At 68.7% G+C, this 20,364-nt stretch carries 20 protein-coding genes; 13 read left to right on the top strand and 7 right to left on the bottom strand.

Annotated features, from left to right (window positions below; translation table 11 throughout):
• Positions 1 to 221: 221 nt before the first annotated feature.
• Positions 222 to 680, bottom strand: coding sequence for a hypothetical protein (locus ABJK26_RS07560; RefSeq protein ID WP_347241672.1), 459 nt, complete (start codon positions 678 to 680; stop codon positions 222 to 224).
• A 40-nt stretch (positions 681 to 720) separates the two neighbouring features.
• Between ABJK26_RS07560 and ABJK26_RS07555 the strand changes: the two genes are divergently transcribed.
• A complete protein-coding gene (locus ABJK26_RS07555; protein WP_347241671.1) occupies positions 721 to 957 on the top strand; it encodes a hypothetical protein in 237 nt (78 codons plus the stop codon).
• 10 nt (positions 958 to 967) lie between these two features.
• Here the strand turns inward: ABJK26_RS07555 and guaB are convergent, their stop codons facing one another.
• Positions 968 to 2,449, bottom strand: coding sequence for an IMP dehydrogenase (gene guaB, locus ABJK26_RS07550; RefSeq protein ID WP_347241670.1), 1,482 nt, complete (start codon positions 2,447 to 2,449; stop codon positions 968 to 970).
• Between the two features lie 304 nt (positions 2,450 to 2,753).
• Between guaB and ABJK26_RS07545 the strand changes: the two genes are divergently transcribed.
• The 9 genes from ABJK26_RS07545 (at position 2,754) to ABJK26_RS07505 (ending at position 11,812) form a co-directional block, all read left to right on the top strand.
• A complete protein-coding gene (locus tag ABJK26_RS07545; protein ID WP_347241669.1) occupies positions 2,754 to 3,758 on the top strand; it encodes a homoisocitrate dehydrogenase in 1,005 nt (334 codons plus the stop codon).
• 123 nt (positions 3,759 to 3,881) lie between these two features.
• Entirely contained in the window at positions 3,882 to 5,015 is a 1,134-nt protein-coding gene (gene pilM, locus ABJK26_RS07540) for a type IV pilus assembly protein PilM (RefSeq protein ID WP_347241668.1), read from the top strand.
• The gene (locus ABJK26_RS07535) at positions 5,008 to 5,631 is read left to right on the top strand and encodes a flagellar protein FliT (protein WP_347241667.1); all 624 of its coding nucleotides are present in this window, start codon (positions 5,008 to 5,010) and stop codon (positions 5,629 to 5,631) included. The genes pilM and ABJK26_RS07535 overlap by 8 nt, the downstream gene beginning before the upstream one ends.
• A complete protein-coding gene (gene pilO, locus ABJK26_RS07530) occupies positions 5,621 to 6,208 on the top strand; it encodes a type 4a pilus biogenesis protein PilO (protein WP_347241666.1) in 588 nt (195 codons plus the stop codon). Before ABJK26_RS07535 ends, pilO begins: the two co-directional genes overlap by 11 nt.
• Entirely contained in the window at positions 6,205 to 7,146 is a 942-nt protein-coding gene (locus tag ABJK26_RS07525) for a competence protein (protein WP_347241665.1), read from the top strand. The genes pilO and ABJK26_RS07525 overlap by 4 nt, the downstream gene beginning before the upstream one ends.
• Positions 7,143 to 8,981 carry a secretin N-terminal domain-containing protein gene (locus ABJK26_RS07520; RefSeq protein ID WP_347241664.1) on the top strand — a complete coding sequence of 613 codons (1,839 nt, stop codon included), beginning with the start codon at positions 7,143 to 7,145 and terminating at the stop codon, positions 8,979 to 8,981. The genes ABJK26_RS07525 and ABJK26_RS07520 overlap by 4 nt, the downstream gene beginning before the upstream one ends.
• 62 nt (positions 8,982 to 9,043) lie before the next feature.
• Positions 9,044 to 10,195 carry a chorismate synthase gene (aroC, locus tag ABJK26_RS07515; protein WP_347241663.1) on the top strand — a complete coding sequence of 384 codons (1,152 nt, stop codon included), beginning with the start codon at positions 9,044 to 9,046 and terminating at the stop codon, positions 10,193 to 10,195.
• A gap of 29 nt (positions 10,196 to 10,224) precedes the next feature.
• A complete protein-coding gene (locus ABJK26_RS07510) occupies positions 10,225 to 10,779 on the top strand; it encodes a shikimate kinase (RefSeq protein ID WP_347241662.1) in 555 nt (184 codons plus the stop codon).
• On the top strand, positions 10,757 to 11,812 hold the full coding sequence (locus ABJK26_RS07505; protein ID WP_347241661.1) for a 3-dehydroquinate synthase family protein: 1,056 nt from the start codon (positions 10,757 to 10,759) through the stop codon (positions 11,810 to 11,812). Before ABJK26_RS07510 ends, ABJK26_RS07505 begins: the two co-directional genes overlap by 23 nt.
• Positions 11,813 to 11,831: 19 nt before the next feature.
• Here ABJK26_RS07505 and ABJK26_RS07500 read toward each other — a convergent pair whose 3' ends face one another.
• From ABJK26_RS07500 to rsmF, 3 genes are all read right to left on the bottom strand, one after another.
• Entirely contained in the window at positions 11,832 to 12,926 is a 1,095-nt protein-coding gene (locus ABJK26_RS07500) for a HAMP domain-containing sensor histidine kinase (protein WP_347241660.1), read from the bottom strand.
• Entirely contained in the window at positions 12,923 to 13,603 is a 681-nt protein-coding gene (locus ABJK26_RS07495; protein WP_347241659.1) for a response regulator transcription factor, read from the bottom strand. The genes ABJK26_RS07500 and ABJK26_RS07495 overlap by 4 nt, the downstream gene beginning before the upstream one ends.
• Positions 13,604 to 14,308: 705 nt before the next feature.
• Positions 14,309 to 15,679, bottom strand: coding sequence for a 16S rRNA (cytosine(1407)-C(5))-methyltransferase RsmF (rsmF, locus tag ABJK26_RS07490; protein ID WP_347241658.1), 1,371 nt, complete (start codon positions 15,677 to 15,679; stop codon positions 14,309 to 14,311).
• A 52-nt stretch (positions 15,680 to 15,731) separates the two neighbouring features.
• On the opposite strand from rsmF, the gene acpS reads away from it, so the two are divergent.
• Positions 15,732 to 16,106, top strand: coding sequence for a holo-ACP synthase (acpS, locus tag ABJK26_RS07485; RefSeq protein ID WP_347241657.1), 375 nt, complete (start codon positions 15,732 to 15,734; stop codon positions 16,104 to 16,106).
• A 72-nt stretch (positions 16,107 to 16,178) separates the two neighbouring features.
• Here the strand turns inward: acpS and ABJK26_RS07480 are convergent, their stop codons facing one another.
• Complete coding sequence (locus ABJK26_RS07480) at positions 16,179 to 16,751, bottom strand: lysophospholipid acyltransferase family protein (protein ID WP_347241656.1); 573 nt, start codon at positions 16,749 to 16,751, stop codon at positions 16,179 to 16,181.
• Between the two features lie 78 nt (positions 16,752 to 16,829).
• On the opposite strand from ABJK26_RS07480, the gene der reads away from it, so the two are divergent.
• Complete coding sequence (gene der / locus ABJK26_RS07475) at positions 16,830 to 18,125, top strand: ribosome biogenesis GTPase Der (RefSeq protein ID WP_347241655.1); 1,296 nt, start codon at positions 16,830 to 16,832, stop codon at positions 18,123 to 18,125.
• Here der and ABJK26_RS07470 read toward each other — a convergent pair.
• Entirely contained in the window at positions 18,075 to 18,839 is a 765-nt protein-coding gene (locus tag ABJK26_RS07470) for an NAD-dependent deacylase (RefSeq protein WP_347241654.1), read from the bottom strand. The genes der and ABJK26_RS07470 overlap by 51 nt on opposite strands.
• Positions 18,840 to 18,861: 22 nt before the next feature.
• Here ABJK26_RS07470 and ABJK26_RS07465 point away from each other — a divergent pair, with 22 nt between their 5' ends.
• A complete protein-coding gene (locus ABJK26_RS07465) occupies positions 18,862 to 20,310 on the top strand; it encodes an NAD(P)H-hydrate dehydratase (RefSeq protein ID WP_347241653.1) in 1,449 nt (482 codons plus the stop codon).
• The last annotated feature ends 54 nt before the right edge of the window (positions 20,311 to 20,364 follow it).

The raw sequence follows: 20,364 nt of genomic DNA, 5'->3' as shown, positions 1-20,364 counted from the left end.
GGTGAGCGCCGTCCGGGGCGTGGCGCCTGGTGGCCACCACGTACCGCCACTCCCATGTATCTTGCCCCCTGAGGGAGGCCCTACCGCTCCACTCGCCGGGCCACCACGCCCGCGGGGCTGATGGGTAGCCACCCGCCCCGGCCTCCCCGCCGCACAGTATCCCGGTCTTCCAAGACCGCAAAGGGGCGTTGGAGGCTACTACCTGGGGCAAGCGGCTCTTTTCAGCCCAAGACGCGGTGGAAGGCGTTTAGAAAAAGGGGAAGTGCCTCTCCCCGGGCCTCCTGCTCCCGCAGGGCCTCTTCAAAGGCCAGGGGGTCCATCACCAGGGAGGGGAGGCGCAAAAACCCCAGGTAGTACTCCCCCGCCTGGCCGGGATAGCGGAGCCGGGCCCTTTCCTCCGGGAAAAGAAGCCCCTCAAAGGCCTCGAGGGAGGCCAGGTAGGGGGCGTGGCCCAGGAGTTTCAGGGCCTCTTTGAGGCGCCAAGGGTTGGTCCAAAAACCGTAGCGCAGGCGTTCGTCCAGGGCCTCCAACGCCGCCCACCGGCCCTCCTTTACAAGCTCCATCCGCTTCAGGCGGAGCCGGGCGTACCGGGATAAGGAGAGGATCTCCAGGGAAAGGCCCTGGGCCACGAGGAGCCTCGAGGCCATCACGTAATCCTGGTACTCCCGATAAGGGTCCACGTCCCCAGGATGCCACGGTGGGAGGGATTAGGATGGTGACATGGACCGCAAGGCTTGGGTGATGCGGGCCCTCGAGGCCCTCCGCCTCGCCACCTTCCAGGAGATCCAGCGCTACCTGGACGAGGAGGGTGAGCCCTTCTCCAAGAAGGAGCTCCAGGACACCCTGAAGGCCCTGGTTCAGGAGGGCAGGGTAGAGGAAAGGGAAGGCAGCTACCGCCTCGCCCACAAGAAGGGGGACAAGGCGGCCTTTGAAAAGCTCTTCGGGAGTGAATCCTAGGGCGGGGGCCCTAACGCCAGTAGTTGGGGGCCTCCTTGACCACCACCACGTCATGGGGGTGGCTCTCAATGAGCCCGGCCATGGTCATGCGCACGAAGCGGGCCTTCCTGCGGAAGGTCTCTATGTCGGGCGCCCCCACGTAGCCCATGGCGCTCCTCAGGCCCCCCACGATCTGGTAGAGGACGTCGGCCACCGGGCCCTTGTAGGGCACCATGCCCTCAATCCCCTCGGGGACGAGCTTCTTGGCCTCGGTCTCCCCTTTGCCAGGGTCTTGGAAGTAGCGGTCGGCGGAACCCTGCTTCATGGCCCCCAAGGAGCCCATGCCCCGGTAGAGCTTGTACCGCCTCCCGTCCTTCAGGACCTCCTCCCCCGGGGCCTCGTCCGTGCCCGCCAGCATGCTCCCCAGCATCACCGTGTGGGCCCCGGCGGCGAGGGCCTTGGCCACGTCCCCGGTGTACTTGATCCCCCCGTCGGCGATGACGGGCACCCCCAGGTCCTCCACCCCGGCCACCGCCTCGAGGATGGCCGAGATCTGGGGCACCCCCACCCCCGTGACCACCCGGGTGGTGCAGATGGAGCCGGGGCCGATGCCCACCTTCACCGCGTCCGCCCCCCGCTCGGCCAGGGCCCTGGCCCCTTCCCGGGTGGCCACGTTCCCCGCGATGACCTCCACCCTCTCGCCGAAGGTCTCCTTGAGGTAAAGGAGGGCCTCCAGGATGCCCTTGGAGTGGCCGTGGGCCGAGTCCAGCACCAAAACGTCCACCCCCGCCTCCACCAGGGCCTGGGCCCGCTCGGGGAGGTCCTCGGAGGCCCCCACCGCCGCCCCCACCAGAAGGCGGCCCAGGGGGTCCTTGGCCGCGTTGGGGTACTGCTTGCGCTTCACGATGTCCTTCAGGGTGAGGAGGCCCTTTAGCCTCCCCGACTCGTCCACCAGGGGAAGCTTCTCCACCTTGTGCCGCCTGAGGATTTCCTCCGCCTCCTCGAGGGTGGTTCCGGGGGGCGCGGTGATGAGGCGCTCCAGGGGGGTCATGACCTCGGTGACGGGGCGCTTCAAGTCCCGCTCAAAGCGGAGGTCCCGGTTGGTGACCAGGCCCAAAAGCTTCCCGTAGAGGTCCACCACGGGAAGCCCCCCGATGCGGTACTCCCGCATGAGGCGCTCGGCGTCCTCGAGGGTGGCCGTGGGGGGGAGGGTCACGGGGTCCTGGATCATCCCCGCCTCGGAGCGCTTCACCCTGCGCACCATGGCCGCCTGGGCCTCTATGGAGAGGTTCTTGTGGATCACCCCGAGCCCTCCCTCCCGAGCCATGGCGATGGCCATCTCCGCCTCGGTCACCGTGTCCATGGCCGCGGAGAGGATGGGGATATTCAGGGAAAGCCGCTTGGTGAGCCGGGTCTGGACGGAGACCTCCTTGGGCAGCACTTCCGAGTAGCCGGGCAAAAGGAGAACGTCGTCAAAGGTGAGCCCCTCGTAGAGGATCTTCCCCTCGTACATGTTCCCCAGGGTAAAGGCTCCGGCGCGAAAGGTCCAGGGGAGGCCCCCGCCTTCCGGGCCAAGTGCGCGGGGGTCGGGGAGTTTGAGCCCCTCCTAGAGTGCCCGCACCTTGGCCTTACAGCACAGGATGCCCAAGCTTTGGCCGTGGGAAAGCTCTTTTGGGGCCCCTGCGCCAGGCGGCCTTGCGGACCCTGGCCTACTTGACCCTGGTCCTGGGCCTTCTGGCGGCCCGCTCCTAACCCTTTCTCCCAGCGATGTAGCGTATAGTCCCGTAAGGGGGTTATACCCCTGACCCGGAGGGCAAATGGCGTACCGCATCTGCTTGATTGAAGGCGACGGCATCGGGCACGAAGTGGTCCCGGCGGCGAGGAAGGTGCTGGAGGCCACCGGCCTCCCCCTGGAGTTCGTGGAGGCCGAGGCGGGCTGGGAGACCTTTGAGAGAAGAGGGACCTCCGTCCCCGAGGAGACGGTAGAGAAGATCCTGTCCTGCCACGCCACCCTCTTCGGGGCGGCCACGAGCCCCACGCGCAAGGTGCCGGGCTTCTTCGGGGCCATCCGCTACCTGAGGCGCAGGCTGGACCTCTACGCCAACGTCCGCCCCGCCAAGAGCCGCCCTGTCCCCCAAAGCCGCCCCGGCGTGGACCTGGTCATCGTCCGGGAAAACACCGAGGGGCTTTACGTGGAGCAGGAGCGGCGCTACCTGGACGTGGCCATCGCCGACGCCGTCACCTCCAAGAAGGCCAGCGAGCGCATCGGCCGAGTCGCCTTAAAGATCGCCGAGGGAAGGCCCCGCAAGACCCTCCACATCGCCCACAAGGCCAACGTCCTCCCCCTCACCCAGGGGCTTTTCCTGGACACGGTCAAGGAGGTGGCCAGGGACTTCCCCCTGGTGAACGTCCAGGACATCATCGTGGACAACTGCGCCATGCAGCTCGTGATGCGCCCCGAGCGCTTTGACGTCATCGTCACCACCAACCTCCTGGGGGACATCCTCTCCGACCTCGCTGCCGGGCTCGTGGGCGGCCTCGGCCTCGCCCCTTCCGCCAACATCGGGGACACCGCTGCGGTCTTTGAGCCCGTCCACGGCTCCGCCCCCGATATCGCCGGCAAAGGCATCGCCAACCCCACGGCGGCCATCCTCTCCGCGGCCATGATGCTGGACTACCTGGGGGAGAAGGAGGCGGCGAGGAAGGTAGAGAGGGCGGTGGACCTGGTGCTGGAGAAAGGCCCCCGCACCCCGGACCTGGGGGGGAATGCCACCACGGAAGCCTTTACCCAGGCGGTGGTGGCGGCCTTGCGATCCCTTTAAAAGCCCCTCCCGTGGTCAAAGGCCAAAGCCATAGCCTTGGCCTCTTCCTCTGTCTTTAGGGGTGGCCATACAATAGGGCCAGGTTAGGGTAAGGTCTGGCCGAGAAAGCGTAGGGGAGGTGCCGTGTTTTCAGGTTTCAGCAAGCTATTCCGGCCCCGGGTAGAAGCCCTGGGTTTGGAGGTGGGGGCCCACGCCCTAAAACTGGTGGAGCTCCGGGGCTTCCCGCCCACCCTCACCGCCCTGGCCACCCGCCCGCTACCTCCAGGGACCCTGGCAGAAGGGGTGGTCAAGGAGCCCCAGGCCCTAAGCCAGGAGATCCGGGAGCTCCTCGCCGAAGCCCGCACCCGGAAGCGGTACGTGGTGAGCGCCGTGCCCAACCCCGGCGTCATCCTCCGCACCCTCCAGGTGCCCAAGATGCCCCCCAAGGAGATGGAGGAGGCGGTGCGCTGGGAGGCTGAGCGGTACATCCCCTTCCCCATAGACGAGGTGGTCCTGGACTACGCCCCCCTGGACCCCCTGGCCGAGGTGGCCGAGGGGGAACAGGTGGAGGTCATGGTGGCCGCCGCGAGGCAGGAGGCGGTGGCCTCCCTGATTGAGGCCTTGCGGGGGGCGGGGCTTATCCCCGTGGTCTTGGACGTGAAGCCCTTCGCCGGGCTCTACCCCCTGGAGGAAACCCTAAGGAGAGAACCGGATCGGGTGGCGGTGGCCATAGAGATCGGGGCGGAGAGCACCAGCCTCCTTCTCCTCAAAGGGGACCGCCCCCTGGCCGTCCGCATCCTCGCCTTTTCGGGGAAGGACTTTACCGAGGCCATCGCCAAGAGCTTCGGCCTGGACCTCCTCACCGCCGAGGAGGTCAAGCGCACCTACGGGCTGGCCACCATTCCCACGGAGGACGAGGAGCTCCTCCTGGACTTTGACGCCGAAAGGGAGCGGTATAGCCCCGCCAAGATCTACGACGCCATCCGCCCGGTTTTGGTGGACCTGACCCAGGAGATCCGCCGAAGCCTGGAGTTCTTCCGGGTGCAGCTCGGGGACGTCCAGCCCGAGGTGGGCTTCCTCTACGGGGGGGGAAGCCGCTTGCGGGGGCTTTCCACCCTGCTCACGGACGTGCTGGGGGTGAACTTCCTTGCGCCCGACCCTTGGGAAGGCCTAAGGGTGGATCCCAAGCGCTTTGACCTGGAAAAGCTCAAGGAGATGAGGCCGGAGATGATGGTGCCCTTGGGGCTGGCCCTGAGGGGGGTGAGCCCCCTTGATTAGGCTGAACCTCCTTCCCAAGAACCTTCGCCGGCGGGTGGAGCCCGGTTGGTGGCGGCTGGCGGCGGCCCTCTTTGCCCTGGTGGTCCTTGGCACCCTGGGCTTCCTGCACTACACCGCTTACACGGAGCTTGCCCTGGCTAGGTCGGATCGGGACGCCCTAAGGGCCGAGGTGGAGGCCCTGAAGCCCTTCATAGAGGAACAGAACCGCCTGGTCCAGGAGCGGAAGACTCTCGAGGCCCTCCTCGCCATCCGCGAGGGGCTCCAGAAGGACTTCGTCCCCTGGTCCCAGTACCTTGCCGCCTTCATCAACCAGATTCCCAAAGAAGGGGGGCGGCTTCCCGTGGCCTTACGCTCCGTGGGAGCCCGGGTCCTTTCGGAGGAGGAGGCCAACGCCCAGGCCCAAAACGGGGAATTTGGCGGCAAGAAGGTGCGGGTGGAGTTCGCCCTGGAGGGAGAGGCCCTGAACCAAGGGGCCCTGGTGCGCTTCGTGCGGGCCTTTGAGACCTCTCCCCGTTTTGGCATAGAGCTCCAAAGGGCCTTCCTGGACCCGAACCGGGGGTTCTACACCTTTAGCGCCCGGGTGGGCGTGGTGGGAGGTGAGCAAGGTGCTCGCTAGGCTAGGGCAGCGGGAGTGGGCCCTGCTCGCCATGGTCCTCACCCTGGCGGTGGGCCTCCTTTGGTACTACCTGGGCATCCTGCCCCTGCGGCAGGAGACGGAGGTGGTGCGCCAGGAGATTGCGGCCCTCCTCCCTGAACGGGATAAGGGCCGACGGGCCCAAAGGGCACTGCCCGAGCTCCGGGCCGCCATCGCCCTCCTGCAGGCGGAAAAGCAAGCCTTCCTCCGGGCCCTCCCCAGGGAAGAGCGCCTGGCGGAGGTGCTCTCGGAGATCCTGGGGGAAGCGAACCGGAGCGGGGTGGTGGTGCGCTCCTTCACCCGTTCCCCCACCACCGCTCCCGTGCCCGAGGTGCGGGCGGTGAGCCTGGCCCTGTCCCTGGAAGGCCCCTTCCCGGAAACCTACGCCTACCTCAGGCGCCTGGAAGGCCTCTCCCGCTTTAGCTCCCTCTCCGGGCTCAACCTGAGCGTCCAGGACCAGGGCGTGAACCCCATTCTCTCCACCAGCCTCACCCTCACCCTCTACATGCTGGCCAAGGACCTCGAGGCCAACCCAGCGCAGGAAGGAGGTACCCGGTGAAGGAGCTTTTGGCCCGCCTTCCCGCTTCCTGGGAAAACCTTCCTCAGTCCACCAAGCTCCTCCTGGCGGGGCTTCTCCTGGTAGGGGCGGTGAGCCTCTGGTACGTGGGCTTCTACCTCCCCGCCCAGGTGCCCTCAGGGCCGGTGGAGGTGGCGAGCCCCCCTTCCGGAGAGGAACCCAAGGCCCTCGAGGTCCTTCCCATCCCGCCCCTTAGCCAGCCCGCCCCCGTCCAGGCCGCCCCGCCTACGCCCAAGGCCCAAACCCCCACGGCAACCAAGTCCCAGGAGCTTCCCCTTCCCCAGGCCCAGAAGGAGGCTGCCCCTCCCAACCCCTTCGTGCCCCTCCTGGTGGAGGCCCCCGCCCCAGGTCCCTCCCCCTTGCCTGCCCCGAGTCCCTCCCCCTTGCCTGCCCCAAGCCCCACCGTCTGGCCGAGCCCCGTGCCCCGGGGGGCACCGGTGCGGGTAAGCCCGGGCACCCCCCTTCCCACGCCGAGCCTCTCCTCGGGGCCCAGGCCCCTCCCGGGAAGCGCCGGAGCCCTGCCCGCCCCCAAGGTCATGGCCCCCAGGCCCAGGGCCGAAGCGCCCTTGGCCCTCCCGGAACCCCCGGTGCTCCCCTCCGCCCCGACGGGGCTGGTGGAAGCTCTCCCACCCGGACCTTCCAAGGCGAAGCCGGGAAGCCAGGCCCCCACCATCCCCAAGACCCCTTTGCAAGCCCTGGTAGAGGAGAAGGGGCTTAAGCTCGCGGGGACCCTCCTCGGACCCGTGAGCGTGGCCATCCTGGAGAGCAAGGAAGGCTACCTGGTGCTTCCCGTGGGAGGCTCCATCCCTGGGAGCGAAGCGGTGATCCGTCGCGTAGAGGGCGAACGCGTGGTCCTGGCCCTCAAAGACGAAACCTTGGACCTTCCTCTTGTGAGCGCGCAGGCTGGAGGTGAACAGTGAAAGGAACCCTTATGAAACCCCTTGTCTGGGCTTTGGCGGCCCTGGGCCTCTCGGCCCTGGCGGGAAGCTTTCCCAACGAGCTCCGCTTCGGAACCAAGGTGAACCTGAAGGTCTCGGAGAGCCAGGTGAAGGCCGGGCCCATCCCCACCCTGCCCCTGGACGTGGTCCTCGAGGCCCTGGCGAGAAGCGTGGGCCTCCAGCCCCTCATCTACCGGGCCTTTGACCCCACGGGGGACCCCGCCAAGGCCCAGCCCCCTCTGCCCAACGTCAAGCTGGACTTCCAGGGCAAGCCCTTCCGGGAGGTGTGGGACCTCCTCTTCGCCACCTACGGGGCCCAGTACAACCTGGATTACCTCTTCCTGCCCCCGGACGTGGTGGTGGTGGCCCCCACCCAGGTGATCACCGCCCTGGTGGATGCCCCAAGCCGCGCGGGGGCCATGGACCGGCGGCCCTACATCGTGGGGATCCCCGAGATCGCCTACAAGCGCACCGAGAGCGACGCCCAGGGGCAGACCCGGTCCGTGGCCAACATTGAGGGCGCCAAGGCCTGGGTCCAGAACGACCTCCTCCCCTTCCTCTCCCGCGAGGCCGTCGGGCTCAACGTGAACTGGATCGTGGTGGAGGAGGGCGGGAAGCTCAAGGCCATCCTCTCGGTCCTCGCCACCCCCGAGCAGCACGCCCGCTTCTCCGACCTCCTGAGGCGGGCCGGGATTGACTTCCGCCCCCTCCCGGCCCTGGCCCAGCCCAAGCCGCGGGTGGAAAGGACCTACACCCTCACCCACGCCACCTTCCCCGAACTCCTCGCCTTCCTCCAGTCTCGCCTTCCCGAGGTCCAGATCAACGTGGTGCCCACGAATCCCCAGAAAGCCCTGGTACTCGCCACCGAGGAGGACCACGCCCGCCTCGCTGAGCTCCTCAAGATCACGGATGTCCCCAAAATTTCCCAGCGGGCCTACCAGCTCTCCAACGCCAAGGCCAGCGAGCTGGCCAAGGTCCTCCAGGAGGCCCTGCAGGCGAGGAAGCCCCAGGCCGAGGCCCAAGCCCAGCCCCGGCAGGCCACCGTGGTGGCCGACGAGCGCACCAACACCCTCATCGTCACCGGCACCCAGGAGGAGCTCGCCCTGGTGGAGGGCCTCATCCCCAAGCTGGACCAACCGGTGCCCCAGGTGAACCTCAGGGTGCGCATCCAGGAGGTGCAGTCCAACCTCACCCGGAACCTGGGCTTGAAGTGGAACACCATCGCCGGGGGGAACGTGGTGGCCAGCGTCCTGGACTCGGGGCTTTCCCTCATCTTTGACTCCACGCGAAGCCTCGCCGCCCTCAACATCGTGGCTACCCTGGACGCACTCCAGCGCCAGGGGCTTTCCCGGGCCCTCCGGGACGTGAACCAGACGGTCCTCAACAACCAAACCGCCCGGCTCCAGTCCGGCGAGACCTTCCTCATCCGCCGGGTGGTGGGGGACCGGGTGGAACGGGTCCCCTTTGACATCGGCATCATCGTGGAGGTCACCCCCCAGATCACCGCCGACGGCCAGATCCTCCTCAACCTCAAGGCCGAGGTCTCGGGGAACGTCCAGCGCAACCCCGTGGACGGGGACGTGGACCGCTTCACCAAGCAGGTGGTGACCACCACCCTCCGGGTCAGGGACGGGGAGACCGTGGTCCTCGGGGGCCTCACCTCCCAGGAGAACACCCAAACCCAGCAAGGGGTGCCCTTCCTCATGGACATCCCCCTCATCGGGGAGCTCTTCAAGCAGAGGACCAACGAGACCACCGACCGGGAGCTCCTCGTGGTCATCACCGCCGACATCCTGAAAGAGGCGCAGAAGCCCTGATCCTCCAAAGAGGTCCTGGGCCGGGGGTGGTTTTACCCCGGCCCCTTCCCTACAATGGGCCCATGAGGTTCCTCACGGCAGGCGAGTCCCACGGGCCCGAGCTCGTTGCCATCATTGAGGGGCTTCCCGCCGGGCTTCCCCTCACCGAGGAGGACATCAATCCCTGGCTGGAGAAGCGGCAGCAGGGCTACGGGCGGGGCCGGCGCATGGTCATTGAGCGCGACCGGGTGGAGTTCCGCGCCGGAGTAAGGGCCGGGCGCACCACGGGGGCCCCCGTGGCCCTGGCCATCCGGAACGCCGACTTCAAAAACTGGGTGGAGGTGATGGACCCGGCCCCGGGGAACGAGCCCCGTAAGAAGGCCCTCACCGCCGCAAGGCCGGGCCACGCCGACCTGGCCGGGGGCATCAAGTACGGGCACAAGGACCTGCGGGACGTGCTGGAGCGGGCGAGCGCCCGGGAGACGGCCATGCGGGTGGCGGTGGGGGGGGTGGCCCTGAAGCTCCTCGCCCTCCTCGGGGTGGAGGGGGTGGGGTACGTGCCGGGGATGGCCGGGGTGTGGTCCGGGGTACCTTTCTCCTGGGAACTCGTGCCCCGCATTGAGGAAAGCCCCCTGCGCATGACCGACCCGGAGGCCGAGGCCGAGGTCATCCGCCGGGTAGACCAGGCCAAGGCCGAGGGGGACACCCTGGGCGGGGTCATTGAGGCCCGCTTCCGGGGGCTCGTGCCGGGGCTTGGGAGCCACGTCCACTGGGACCGGAAGCTGGACGGCCGCCTGGCCCAGATGGCCCTCTCCATCCCCGCGGTCAAGGGGGTGGAGATCGGCCCCGCCTTCGCCAACGCCATGAAGCGGGGCTCGGAGGTCCACGACGCCATCTACTGGAGCCCGGAGCGGGGCTTCTACCGGAAGACCAACCGCTCGGGGGGCCTCGAGGGGGGCATGACCACGGGGGAGGAGCTGGTGATCCGCGCCGCCCTCAAGCCCATCGCCACCCTGATGCGGCCCCTCCCCACCGTGGACGTGGTGACCCACGAGCCCAAGGACGCCGCCCGGGAGAGAAGCGACACCACGGCGGTGCCCGCGGCGAGCGTCATCCTCTGCGCCCTCTCGGCCATCGTCCTGGCCCAGGCCTACCTGGAGAAGTTCGGGGGGGATACCCTGGAGGAGATCCAGGAACGGGTGGAACGCTACCGGGAGCGGGTGCGGGCCTACTGAGCCCGGGCCCCGTGGGGTAGGATAGGAGGATGGCCCGCCTCGAGGTTCCCCGTCCCGCCACCTTCGTCACCCTCACCGGGTTCATGGGGGTGGGGAAAAGCCGCATCGGAAGGGAGCTTTCCCGGGCGCTCATGCTCCACTTCATTGACCTGGACCGCTACATCGAAAGGCGTACCGGGGTCTCCATCCCCGACATCTTCCGCCACCTGGGGGAGGAGGCCTTCCGCAGGATGGAGCGGGAGGCGGTGCGGGAGCTTGCCGGGAAGGACTACCTGGTCCTCTCCCTGGGCGGGGGGACCTTCGTGGACCCGGAGAACCGGAAGGTCCTCCTGGAACGGGGCCCCGTGGTGGCCCTCTGGGCGAGCCCCGAGACCATCCTGGAAAGGACCCTGAGGAAGCCGGGGGAAAGGCCCCTTCTGCAGGTGGAAGACCCCCTGGAGCGCATCCGGGCCCTCCTCGAGGCCCGCACGCCCGTTTACCGCGAGGCCCACGTTCACGCCTCCACCGACCACCGGAAGGTGGAGGAGGTGGTGGCGGAGATCCTGGAGAAGCTCTGGCGCCATGCAAAAGCTAGAGGTGCGTGAACCCGTCCCCTACCCTATCCTCATCGGGGAAGGGGCCCTGAAGGAGGTCCCCCCGCTTCCGGGCCCCGCCGCCCTCCTCTTTGACCGCAAGGTGGAGGCCTTCGCCCTGGAGGTGGCGGAGGCCCTTGGGGTGCGCGCCCGCCTGGGGGTGGAGGGGGGAGAAGAGGCCAAGAGCCTTAAGGTCTACGGGGAGGTCCTCTCCTGGCTCGCCGAAAAGGGCCTACCCCGGAACGCCACCCTCCTCGTGGTGGGGGGCGGCACCCTCACCGACCTCGGGGGCTTCGTGGCCGCCACCTACCTCCGGGGGGTGCCTTACCTCGCCTTTCCCACCACCACCTTGGCCATCGTGGACGCGAGCGTGGGGGGCAAGACCGGGATCAACCTTCCCGAGGGGAAGAACCTGGTGGGGGCCTTCCACTTCCCCCAGGGGGTCTACGCCGAGCTAAGGCCCCTTAGGACCCTCCCCCTCCCCGCCTTCAAGGAGGGCCTGGTGGAGGCCTTCAAGCACGGCCTCATCGCCGGGGACGAGGCCCTTCTCAAGGTGGAGGACCTCACGCCGCAAAGTCCCCGCCTCGAGGCCTTCTTGGCCAGGGCGGTGGCGGTGAAGGTGGGCATCACCGAGGAGGACCCCTTGGAGCAGGGGAAAAGGCGCCTTTTGAACCTGGGCCACACCCTGGGGCACGCCCTGGAGGCCAAAACCCGCCACGCCCTCCCCCACGGGATGGCGGTAGCCTATGGCCTCCTCTTCGCCGCCCTTTTGGGAAGGGCCCTCGGGGGCGAGGACCTTTTGCCCCCCGTGCGCCGCTTTCTCCTGTGGCTTTCCCCCCCTCCCCTGCCCCGCCTCGCCTGGGAAGACCTCCTCCCCTACCTCCTCCGGGACAAGAAAAAGGTCTCGGAAAGCCTCCTCTGGGTGGTGCCCCTGGCCCCGGGCCGCCTCGAGGTCAGGCCCCTCCCCGAAGACCTCCTGCGGGAGACCTTCGGCCGATGGCAAGCAGAGCTCGTTGCCCTTGGCCTTGAGAGGCCGGAATCTTGATGGCGCCTGGCGAGGGGGCTCATGAAGACAACCCCTTTCCCTGGGTTAAGGGAAGCCAAAGGGCAAAGACCGCTCCCCCCTCCTTTCGGTTCGCGCCTTGAAGCCTTCCTCCCATAGCCTCGGCCAGGGCTTTGGCTATGGATAGCCCTAGGCCGCTTCCCCCCCGGGTGCGGGCAGGGTCTCCCCGGTAAAACCGCTGGAACACCTTCTCCTCTTCCCCAGGGCGCAACCCCGGCCCCGTGTCCCGCACTTCCAGCCGGGCCCAGCTTCCCTCCCTTCCCAACGCCACTTCTACCCTTCCCCCCGGTGGGGTGTGGCGCATCGCGTTGTCCAGGAGATTCTGTAAGACGCGGGAAAGCGCCTCCGCATCTGCCAACACCCAAAGAGGTTCTCCCGCAAGGGAGAGCTGCACCCCCTTGGCCTCCGCCTGAATACGAAATCTATCCAGCATTTTTCGGGCCAGCGCCTCGAGGTCCAAAACCTTGGGAGAAAGCCGCAAGGCCCCCTCCTCCGCTTGGGTAAGGAGCCGAATATCCTCCACGAGCCGGGCCAAAAAGCGCACTTCTTCCTGAAGCCTTCGGAGGTTCTCCGGCGTACAAGGCAGGAGCCCGTCCTCCATGGCCTCCAGGTCGCCCTGAAGAACGGTTAGGGGAGTGCGCAGGTCGTGGGCGATGTCGGAGAAAAGCCTCTTTTCCTCGGCCTCCTTGCGCTCCAGGGTATCCAGCAAGAGGTTGAAACTCCTGGCCACCTCGGCCACCTCGTCCTTCCCCACTACCCGGGCTCGGCGGCGTCTATCCCCCTTGCGGTACGCCTCGGCCACCTCGGCCAGTTCCTGCACAGGGCGCACCAGGTTCGAAGCGAGGAGGGTTCCTACCCCCAACCCCAGAAGAAGCGCTCCCCCCACCGCCGTCCACAAGGAGGCACGCAGGTCCTGCAAGAAGCGCTGCCGGCGCAGGCCCATGCGAGGGGCCCCTGGGTTACCCAGGCTCCCACCAAGGGACAAGGCCCGCCCCACGTGGTCCGCCGCCACTCGGTAGGCCAACCAGCCGGATAGCCCCGCCACGGAAACCGCCACCAAGGCCATGGCCAGGGCGAGGCGCGGGAGAAGCCTCATCCTTCCCCCAGCCCTTCCCGCAAGCGGTAGCCGTAGCCCCGCACCGTCTCCAGGAGGGCGGCGCAGGGCCCCAGACGGGCCCGCAGGTTCTTCACGTGGGCGTCCACCGTGCGCTCGTCCGCCTCGGTCTCCAGGCCATCCAAAAGCTCCTGCCGGGACACCACCTTCCCCACCCGAGCCATGAGAAGGTACAGGAGGCGGACCTGGGTGGGGGTGAGGGAGAGTTCCTGGCCTTGGCAACGAGCCCTTAGGGCCTCGAGGTCCACCTCTAAGGCTCCCGCCTGAAGATGGCTGGCGGGGCGGACCAGACCCTGGGCCCGCCGAAGCACCGCCCGGATCCGGGCCACCACCTCCCGGGGGCTAAAGGGTTTCACCACGTAATCATCCGCACCCAGCTCCAAACCCAGGACGCGGTCCACCTCCTCCGCCCGGGCGGTGATCACGATAACTGGGGTGCGGTCCCGCTGGCGGATGCGCTTCAACACCTCGAGGCCGTCCAGCCGGGGCAGCATCAGGTCTAGCAGAACAAGGTCAGGCCGGGCAACCTGCCAAACCTCCAGGGCCCGCTCCCCATCCGCCGCCCGTTCGGTACGGAATCCCTGCGCCCTCAGATAGCGCTCCAAGGTGTCGGCTATCTGGGGTTCGTCCTCCACCACCAGGATGAGCTCTCCTGCCATACTCCAAGCTTACGGGCCCACACCGGAAGGGTGGGCCCGTAAGAAACCTTCACCCGCTACCTATTCCGAGCTGGCCCGAAGGGCCCAGAGGCCCCGCCCCGGGGGGAGTGGGGCCAGGTAGGCTCCCTCGGAGCCGCCGCCGGCCCCGCCCCTTTGGCGTGGGCCGAGCCGACCGCGGGCCCGGCCTCCCGCTGCAGCATGGCCTGCACCGCCACCTGCGTACGCGCCTTCATCCGAGCGGCCTGGATCTCACTGAGGCTTCCGTTCTTAAGCGCCTCATCGATAGCGGCGTTACGCGCTTGCACCAACTTGGCCTCCAGGTTGGCGAGATCCACCCCCCGCTCCTGAGCGATCTGGGCGAGGGTCTTCCCTTGCTGACGCAGGGCCAGGAGCTCCTCCGGGGCTAGGCCCAGGACGGTCGCCACATCGTCGTGCAAGGCCCGAACCAACCCCGCCGCCATCCCCACCTGGGGACCACCCATTTCCCCCGCCTGGCGCGCACCCCCCATGCGGGGCCCGCCGGCCAAGGCCAGTCCCAACACCGCCACCGCCATCAGAACCATCCAAGCTGGCCGTTTCATCCTCCTTACCTCCTTTCTGACCCTTACCAGGGTCAGCCCTAGGGTAGGGGGGGAAGCGTGAAAGAACCAGGCGCCTTCCGTGAACCCTGGGTGAAGGCGCCCATTGGAGCAACGTGGGGTGGCCTTAAAACCCCATCCCCACGGGCCTCAGCACCCCGCGCTTGGCCTTGCCGAAATCCAGGGGAAACTCCCCCGCCGCCGTCTTGAGGACCACGAGGGCGAGGGGAAGGTCCTCCCCCTCCCAGGCCACCCCCTCCCCCGTGGCGAAGGCCAGGGCCCTGGGGTCCTTTGGGTCCAGGGCGAGGCGGGGAAGCCCCTCGGGCCAAGGGAGGGTGGCCCCGAAGGCGAGGGCGAGGGCTCTCGCGGGGAGGAAGCGGCCCTTCTGCGCCTTGCCCAGGTAGAGGCCTGGGGCGGGGGCCTTGAGGCCGGGGAGGGCGGGAAGCTCCTCGGGGAGGAGGTAGAGGTGGCCCGCCCGCTCCAGGATGGGCCCCTCCAGGGAAAGCCCCGCCTCTTCCAGGAAGGCCCCTAGAACCCGCCTCGCCTCCTGGGAGAGGGGGGAAGGGTGCTCCAGGCGGGGCGTGCCCCAGGTTCCGCCCTCCTTGCGGAAGCGGGCGAGGAAGTGGCCTTCCCCCTCGAGGCGGTGGGGCCAAAGCCTCGCGGTCTTCCTAAGCTCCTCGTTCCCCTCCCCCCACTCCGGCACCCCCGGGGCGAAGAGGGGGTGGAGCCGGGCGTCCTCGAGGCGGAACTCCGGGTGCTCCCTTAGGAAGCGGGCCACCACCCCCTCGTTCTCCTCGGGGGCGAAGGTGCAGGTGGAGTAGACCAGGACCCCCCCAGGCCCCACCAGCCTCGCGGCCTGGGCGAGGAGGGCCTTCTGCACCTCCGCCATCCGCTTGGGGGCCGAAGGCCCCCAGTGGCGCACCGCCTCCTTGTCCTTGCGGAACATCCCCTCCCCCGAGCAGGGGGCGTCCAGAAGCACCCGGTGGAAGTAGGCCCCGAAGGCCTCGGCCAGGGCCCTGGGAGGGCTTTGGGTTACGGCGAGGGGCGCCCCCCAGCGCTCCACGTTCTCCAAGAGGCCCCTTATGCGCTTCCCGTCCACCTCGTTGGCGAGGAGAAGCCCCTTCCCCCCCATGCGGGCGGCGAGGTGGGTGGCCTTGCCCCCCGGGGCCGCCGCCAAGTCCAAGACCCGCTCCCCCGGCTTCGGGTCCAGGAGGACCCCCACCGCCTGGGCGCTCGGCTCCTGGATGTAGTAGAGCCCGGCGTAGAAGAAGGGATGGGGGCCTGGCCTCGCCTCCTCCTCGTAGTAGAAGCCCTCGGCGCACCAGGGGACGGGCCTAAGGGGCCAAGGGGAGATACCCTGAAAGGCCTCGGGAGAAAGCTTCAGGGTATTCACCCGAAGGCCGTAGGCGCGCCTCCCCTCCGTGAGGGCCTTGAGGAAGGCGGGGAACTCCTCGCCAAGGAGCTCCGCCATGCGGGAGAGGAAGGCCTTGGGCAGCACCCGAGTACCCTAGCACGGCAAGACCCCAGGCCTCAAGGGATACCATGGGCCCATGATCGTAGCCCTGGGGGCCGACCTGGTGGAGATCGCCCGCGTGGAAAGGCTCCTCGCCCGCCACGGGGAGCGGGCCCTAAGGAGGCTTTTCCACGAGGAGGAGGTGGCCTACGCCCTCGCCCGCCAAGACCCCTTCCCCAGCCTCGCCGCCCGCCTCGCCGCCAAGGAGGCCTTTCAAAAGTGCTGGCCGGAGGGCCTCGCCTGGAAGGAGGTCTGGGTGGGGATGGAGGGGAAGAGGCCCGTCCTCCGCTTCGCTCCCCCCCTCGCGAAACGCCTCGAGGAGGCCGGGCTCCAGACCCACCTCACCCTAAGCCACGAGCGGGCCTACGCCCTCGCCGTGGTGGTCCTGGTCAAGGGAGAAGGCGAAGGATGAGGGCGTAGCCGTGCCAAATGGGCCCCCGCCGCCCAGGTGCGCTCCTCCTGCGAGGGGCAAGGGGCCCATCCCTCAGGCCACCCCCCCCACCTCTTCCCGGATGCGGATGGGCCCCTGCTTCTCCGGCCTCAGGCCCGTCTTGTCCTGGTAGAAGGCCCGGATGGCGGCGAAGTCCTTGCGGATGTCCCCGCTCGGGTAGAGGTAGCCCCCGATGCCCACCTCCTTTCGGGGGTAATCGGCGTAGCCCAAGACGATGGGCACCCCCGCCTTCAGGGCCATGTAGTAGAACCCGGTGCGCCAGTAGGGGGCCTTGCCCCGGGTCCCTTCCGGGGTGATGAGGATGGCGATCTCCTCCTCCCGGCGGAAGATCTCCGCCACCTGGTCCACGAGGCCCTCCCGCCGGGAACGGTCCACGGGGATGCCCCCTAAAGCCCGCATGAGGTAGCCGAGGGGAGGCTTAAAGAGCTCCTTCTTACCCAGCCAGCGAGCCCGGATGCGGGCGCCCCAGAGGCCCAGAATCCCCACCACGAAATCCCAGTTGGAGGTGTGGGGGGCACCGATCAAGACGTACTTCCGGGAAGGTGGGGGCACGACCTTAAGCTCCCAGCCGAAAAGCCTCAGGAGAAAGCGGGCGAGCTTCTGCATGCCTCCTAGGATACCGCCTGTGGTACACTAAAGGGTACGCCGGGTGGGGCCTTCCCCACCCCTTTTCCTGGAGGGCGCATGCACAAGGTGGTCATCGTGGGAAGGCCCAACGTGGGCAAGTCTAGCCTTTTCAACCGCCTCCTCAAGAAAAGGAGCGCGGTGGTGGCGGACGTGCCCGGGGTCACCCGCGACCTCAAGGAGGGCGTGGTGGAAACCGACCGGGGCCGCTTCCTCCTGGTGGACACCGGGGGGCTTTGGTCCGGGGACAAGTGGGAGAAGAAGATCCAGGAGAAGGTGGACCAAGCCCTGGAAGACGCGGAGGTGGTGCTCTTCGCCGTGGACGGGAGGGCGGAGCTCACCCAGGCGGACTACGAGGTGGCCGAGTACCTGCGGAGGAAGGGGAAGCCCGTGATCCTGGTGGCCACCAAGGTGGACGACCCCAAGCACGAGCTCTACCTGGGGCCCCTCTACGCCCTGGGCTTCGGCGACCCCATCCCTACCTCCAGCGAGCACGCGAGAGGGCTGGAGGAGCTCATAGAGGCGATCTGGCAAAGGCTTCCCGTCCGACAAATAGAAAGCGAGCCCGAGGTGGTGGGCATCCGGCTCGCCATCGTGGGCCGGCCCAACGCCGGGAAGTCCAGCCTCCTGAACGCCATCCTGGGGGAGGAGCGGGTCATCGTCTCCGAGGAGGCCGGCACCACCCGGGACGCCATTGACGTGGAGTTCTTCTTCGGCGGCCAGCGCTTTATCCTGGTGGACACCGCCGGGATCCGCAAGCGGCCCGAGACCCTGGTGGAGGAGCTCGCCATAAAGCGAAGCTTCCGGGCGATAGAGGAGGCGGACGTGGTCCTTTTGGTGGTGGACCCCTTCCAGGTGGGCGACCGAGAGCTAAAGCTGGCCAACCACGCCCTGGAGCAGGGCAAACCCGTCCTCCTGGTGGTGACCAAGTGGGACCTGGTGGCCAAGGAGGAGGCCCCCAAGGTGCGCCGGGAGCTCCGGGGGAGGCTTACCCACCTGGAGCACCTCCCCTGGGTGTACACCTCGGCCTTCACCAAGCAGAACCTGGACCGGATCTTCCGCGAGGCGGTGCGCCTCTACGAGCTCAACCACACCCGCGTCCCCACCTCGGAGCTCAACCGCTGGCTCGGGGTGTGGACGAGCCGCGTCCAGATGCCGAACTTCAAGGGCAAGCCCCTCAAGATCCTCTACGGCACGCAAGCCCAGGTGGCCCCGCCCACCTTCGTCTTCTTCGTGAACCACCCGGAGTTCGTCACCCGGGCCTTTGAGAACTACCTGAAAAACCGCATCGGGGAGGACCTGGGCCTAAAGGAGATCCCCTTCCGCCTGGTCTTCCGGGGCAGGCGGGAGGAGTAGCGCCATCCCCTCCACCGCCCCCGTCCGCAAGGAAAGGTGGGCCAAGGGGGTGAGGGGGGTGGGCTCGGGGTTCACCTCCACGAGGTAAGCCCCCGAGGCGAAGGCGATCCGGCCTAAGGAGGCCGCGGGCTCCACCTCGGCGCTGGTGCCCGCCACCAGGGCGAAGTCGGCCTCGGCGAAGGCCCTTTCCGCCCTCTCCCAGGCCCCTTCCGGCAGGAGCTCCCCGAACCAGACCACGTCGGGCCGGGCCCGGTGGCCGCAGGTGGGGCAGAAGGGGGGCGGGCTGAAGGCCTCGGGCAGGGGAAAGCGCTTCCCGCAGGCCTCGCACCGGGCCCTGAGGAGGTTTCCGTGGAGCTCCACCAGGTTCTGGCTTCCCGCCAGGGCGTGGAGGCCATCCACGTTCTGGGTCACGAGGAGGAAGCTTCCCCCCCGCTCCAAAACCCGCCTTTCCAGCTCCACGAGGGCGTGGTGGGCCGGGTTGGGCCTGGCCTCCCGCACCTTCTGGATGCGCCAAGCGTACCAGGCCCAGACCTTCTCCGGGTCCCGGGCGTAGGCCTCGGGGGTGGCGTAGTCCAGGGGGTTGAAGTTCCTCCAAAGCCCCTCGGCGTCCCGGAAGGTGGGGATGCCGGAGGGCTTGGAGATGCCCGCCCCCGTGAGGACCGCCACCCGCCTCGCCTCCTCCAGGCGCTTCCGGGCTTCCTCGAGGCGCTCCATGGCCCCATCGTATCCTGAACCCATGAGGCTCTTCACTCCCGAGGCCGTGCGGGAGGCGGACCGGAAGGCGGTGGAGCTGGGCTACCCGAGCCTCCTCCTCATGGAGTGGGCGGGGATGAAGGCGGCGAGGGTCTACCTGGAGCTCTTCGGCAAGGCCCCCGCCCTCGTCCTCGCGGGCAAGGGGAATAACGGCGGGGACGGCCTCGTCCTCGCCCGGCACCTCCACCTGGGGGGGGTTAGGGTGCGGGTCCACGCCGAAAGGGGCCAAACCGGGGACGCCCTCCTCGCCCTCCGGGCCCTCCTCGCCCACGGGGTGGAGGTGCGGCCCCTGGAGGAGGCCTCCTTCCGGGAGGGGGAGGTGGTGGTGGACGCCCTCTTCGGCACCGGGCTCAAGGGGCCCCTCACGGGCTTTCACGCCGAGCTCGTGGAGCGGGTGAACGGGGCGGGGCTTCCCGTCCTCGCCTTGGACCTGCCCTCGGGCCTACCCTATAGCCCCCACGTGCGGGCCACGGCCACGGTGGCCTTCGCCGCCCTCAAAATCCCCCATCTCCTAGCGCGGGAGGCTTGCGGAAAACTTTACCTGGCGGAGATCGGCCTGCCCAAACCCCTCCTGGAGCGGGAAGACCTCCCCGAGGTGGCCACCCCCGAGGCCCTAAGGCCCCTCCTCCCCAAACGCCCTCTCGCCGCCCACAAGGGGAGCGTGGGCCGGGTGGGGGTCTTGGGGGGGTACCGGGGGGAGGGCCTCCGCTACGCCGGGGCGCCCCTCCTCGCCGCCCTCGGGGCCTACCGCATGGGGGCGGGGCTCGTGCACCTGGTGGCGCCGGAGGGCACCCCTCTAGAGCCTCTCGAGGCCGTCTTCCACCCCGCCTCCCACCCCACCCTTCCCTCCCTCAAGGCGGAGGCCCTGGCCGTGGGGATGGGCGGGGGGCCGTGGGGCAGGGCGTGGGCGCTCGAGGCCCTAAAGGCCCATCTCCCCACGGTGCTGGACGCCGACGCCCTCCACCCCGAGGTGGCCGAGGCCTACCGGAAGGCGGGCATCCCCGCCGTCCTCACCCCCCACGCGGGGGAGGCGGGGAGGCTCCTTGGGGCTTCTCCCGAGGAGGTGGGGAAGGACCCCCTGGGGGCGGCCCGGGCCCTCGCCGAGCGGACGGGGCTCACCGTGGTCCTCAAGGGGAACCCCACGGTGGTGGCGGAAGGCGGGCGGCTTTCCCTGAACCCCACGGGGAACCCCGCCCTGGCCACGGGGGGGACGGGGGACGTGCTCTCGGGCGCCATCGCCGCCCTTTTGGCCGCGGGGCTTCCCCCCTTTGACGCGGCGCGGCTTGGGGTCTATCTCCACGGCCTGGCCGGGGACCTCTTGGCCGAGGAGAAGGGGGCGGGCCTCCTCGCCCGGGAGGTGGCGGAGGCCCTGCCCCGGGCGAGGCGGCTCCTCCAGGAAGGGAGGGTGCCCCCAGCCTTTTTCCTGCGCTAAGAGGCTGTCGTAAAAGCTCTCCACGGCCAGCTACGCGGCCCTGGCCAGCCGCTT

It is taken from the genome of Thermus sp., assembly GCF_039793865.1.
Classification (GTDB): Bacteria; Deinococcota; Deinococci; order Deinococcales; family Thermaceae; genus Thermus.
The sequence above is the reverse complement of the archived record's forward strand: the minus strand, read 5'-3'. Positions and strand labels throughout refer to the sequence as shown.

Bases quoted from the DNA above. Each gene is read 5' to 3' on its own strand.
- ABJK26_RS07505 (WP_347241661.1), top strand. From the start codon at position 10,757: ATGCAAAAGCTAGAGGTGCGTGAACCCGTCCCCTACCCTATCCTCATC.
- ABJK26_RS07555 (WP_347241671.1), top strand. From the start codon at position 721: ATGGACCGCAAGGCTTGGGTGATGCGGGCCCTCGAGGCCCTCCGCCTC.
- der (WP_347241655.1), top strand. From the start codon at position 16,830: ATGCACAAGGTGGTCATCGTGGGAAGGCCCAACGTGGGCAAGTCTAGC.
- ABJK26_RS07510 (WP_347241662.1), top strand. From the start codon at position 10,225: ATGGCCCGCCTCGAGGTTCCCCGTCCCGCCACCTTCGTCACCCTCACC.
- ABJK26_RS07480 (WP_347241656.1), bottom strand. From the start codon at position 16,751: ATGCAGAAGCTCGCCCGCTTTCTCCTGAGGCTTTTCGGCTGGGAGCTT.
- ABJK26_RS07545 (WP_347241669.1), top strand. From the start codon at position 2,754: ATGGCGTACCGCATCTGCTTGATTGAAGGCGACGGCATCGGGCACGAA.
- ABJK26_RS07470 (WP_347241654.1), bottom strand. From the start codon at position 18,839: ATGGAGCGCCTCGAGGAAGCCCGGAAGCGCCTGGAGGAGGCGAGGCGG.
- guaB (WP_347241670.1), bottom strand. From the start codon at position 2,449: ATGTACGAGGGGAAGATCCTCTACGAGGGGCTCACCTTTGACGACGTT.
- ABJK26_RS07495 (WP_347241659.1), bottom strand. From the start codon at position 13,603: ATGGCAGGAGAGCTCATCCTGGTGGTGGAGGACGAACCCCAGATAGCC.
- ABJK26_RS07465 (WP_347241653.1), top strand. From the start codon at position 18,862: ATGAGGCTCTTCACTCCCGAGGCCGTGCGGGAGGCGGACCGGAAGGCG.
- acpS (WP_347241657.1), top strand. From the start codon at position 15,732: ATGATCGTAGCCCTGGGGGCCGACCTGGTGGAGATCGCCCGCGTGGAA.
- aroC (WP_347241663.1), top strand. From the start codon at position 9,044: ATGAGGTTCCTCACGGCAGGCGAGTCCCACGGGCCCGAGCTCGTTGCC.
- ABJK26_RS07500 (WP_347241660.1), bottom strand. From the start codon at position 12,926: ATGAGGCTTCTCCCGCGCCTCGCCCTGGCCATGGCCTTGGTGGCGGTT.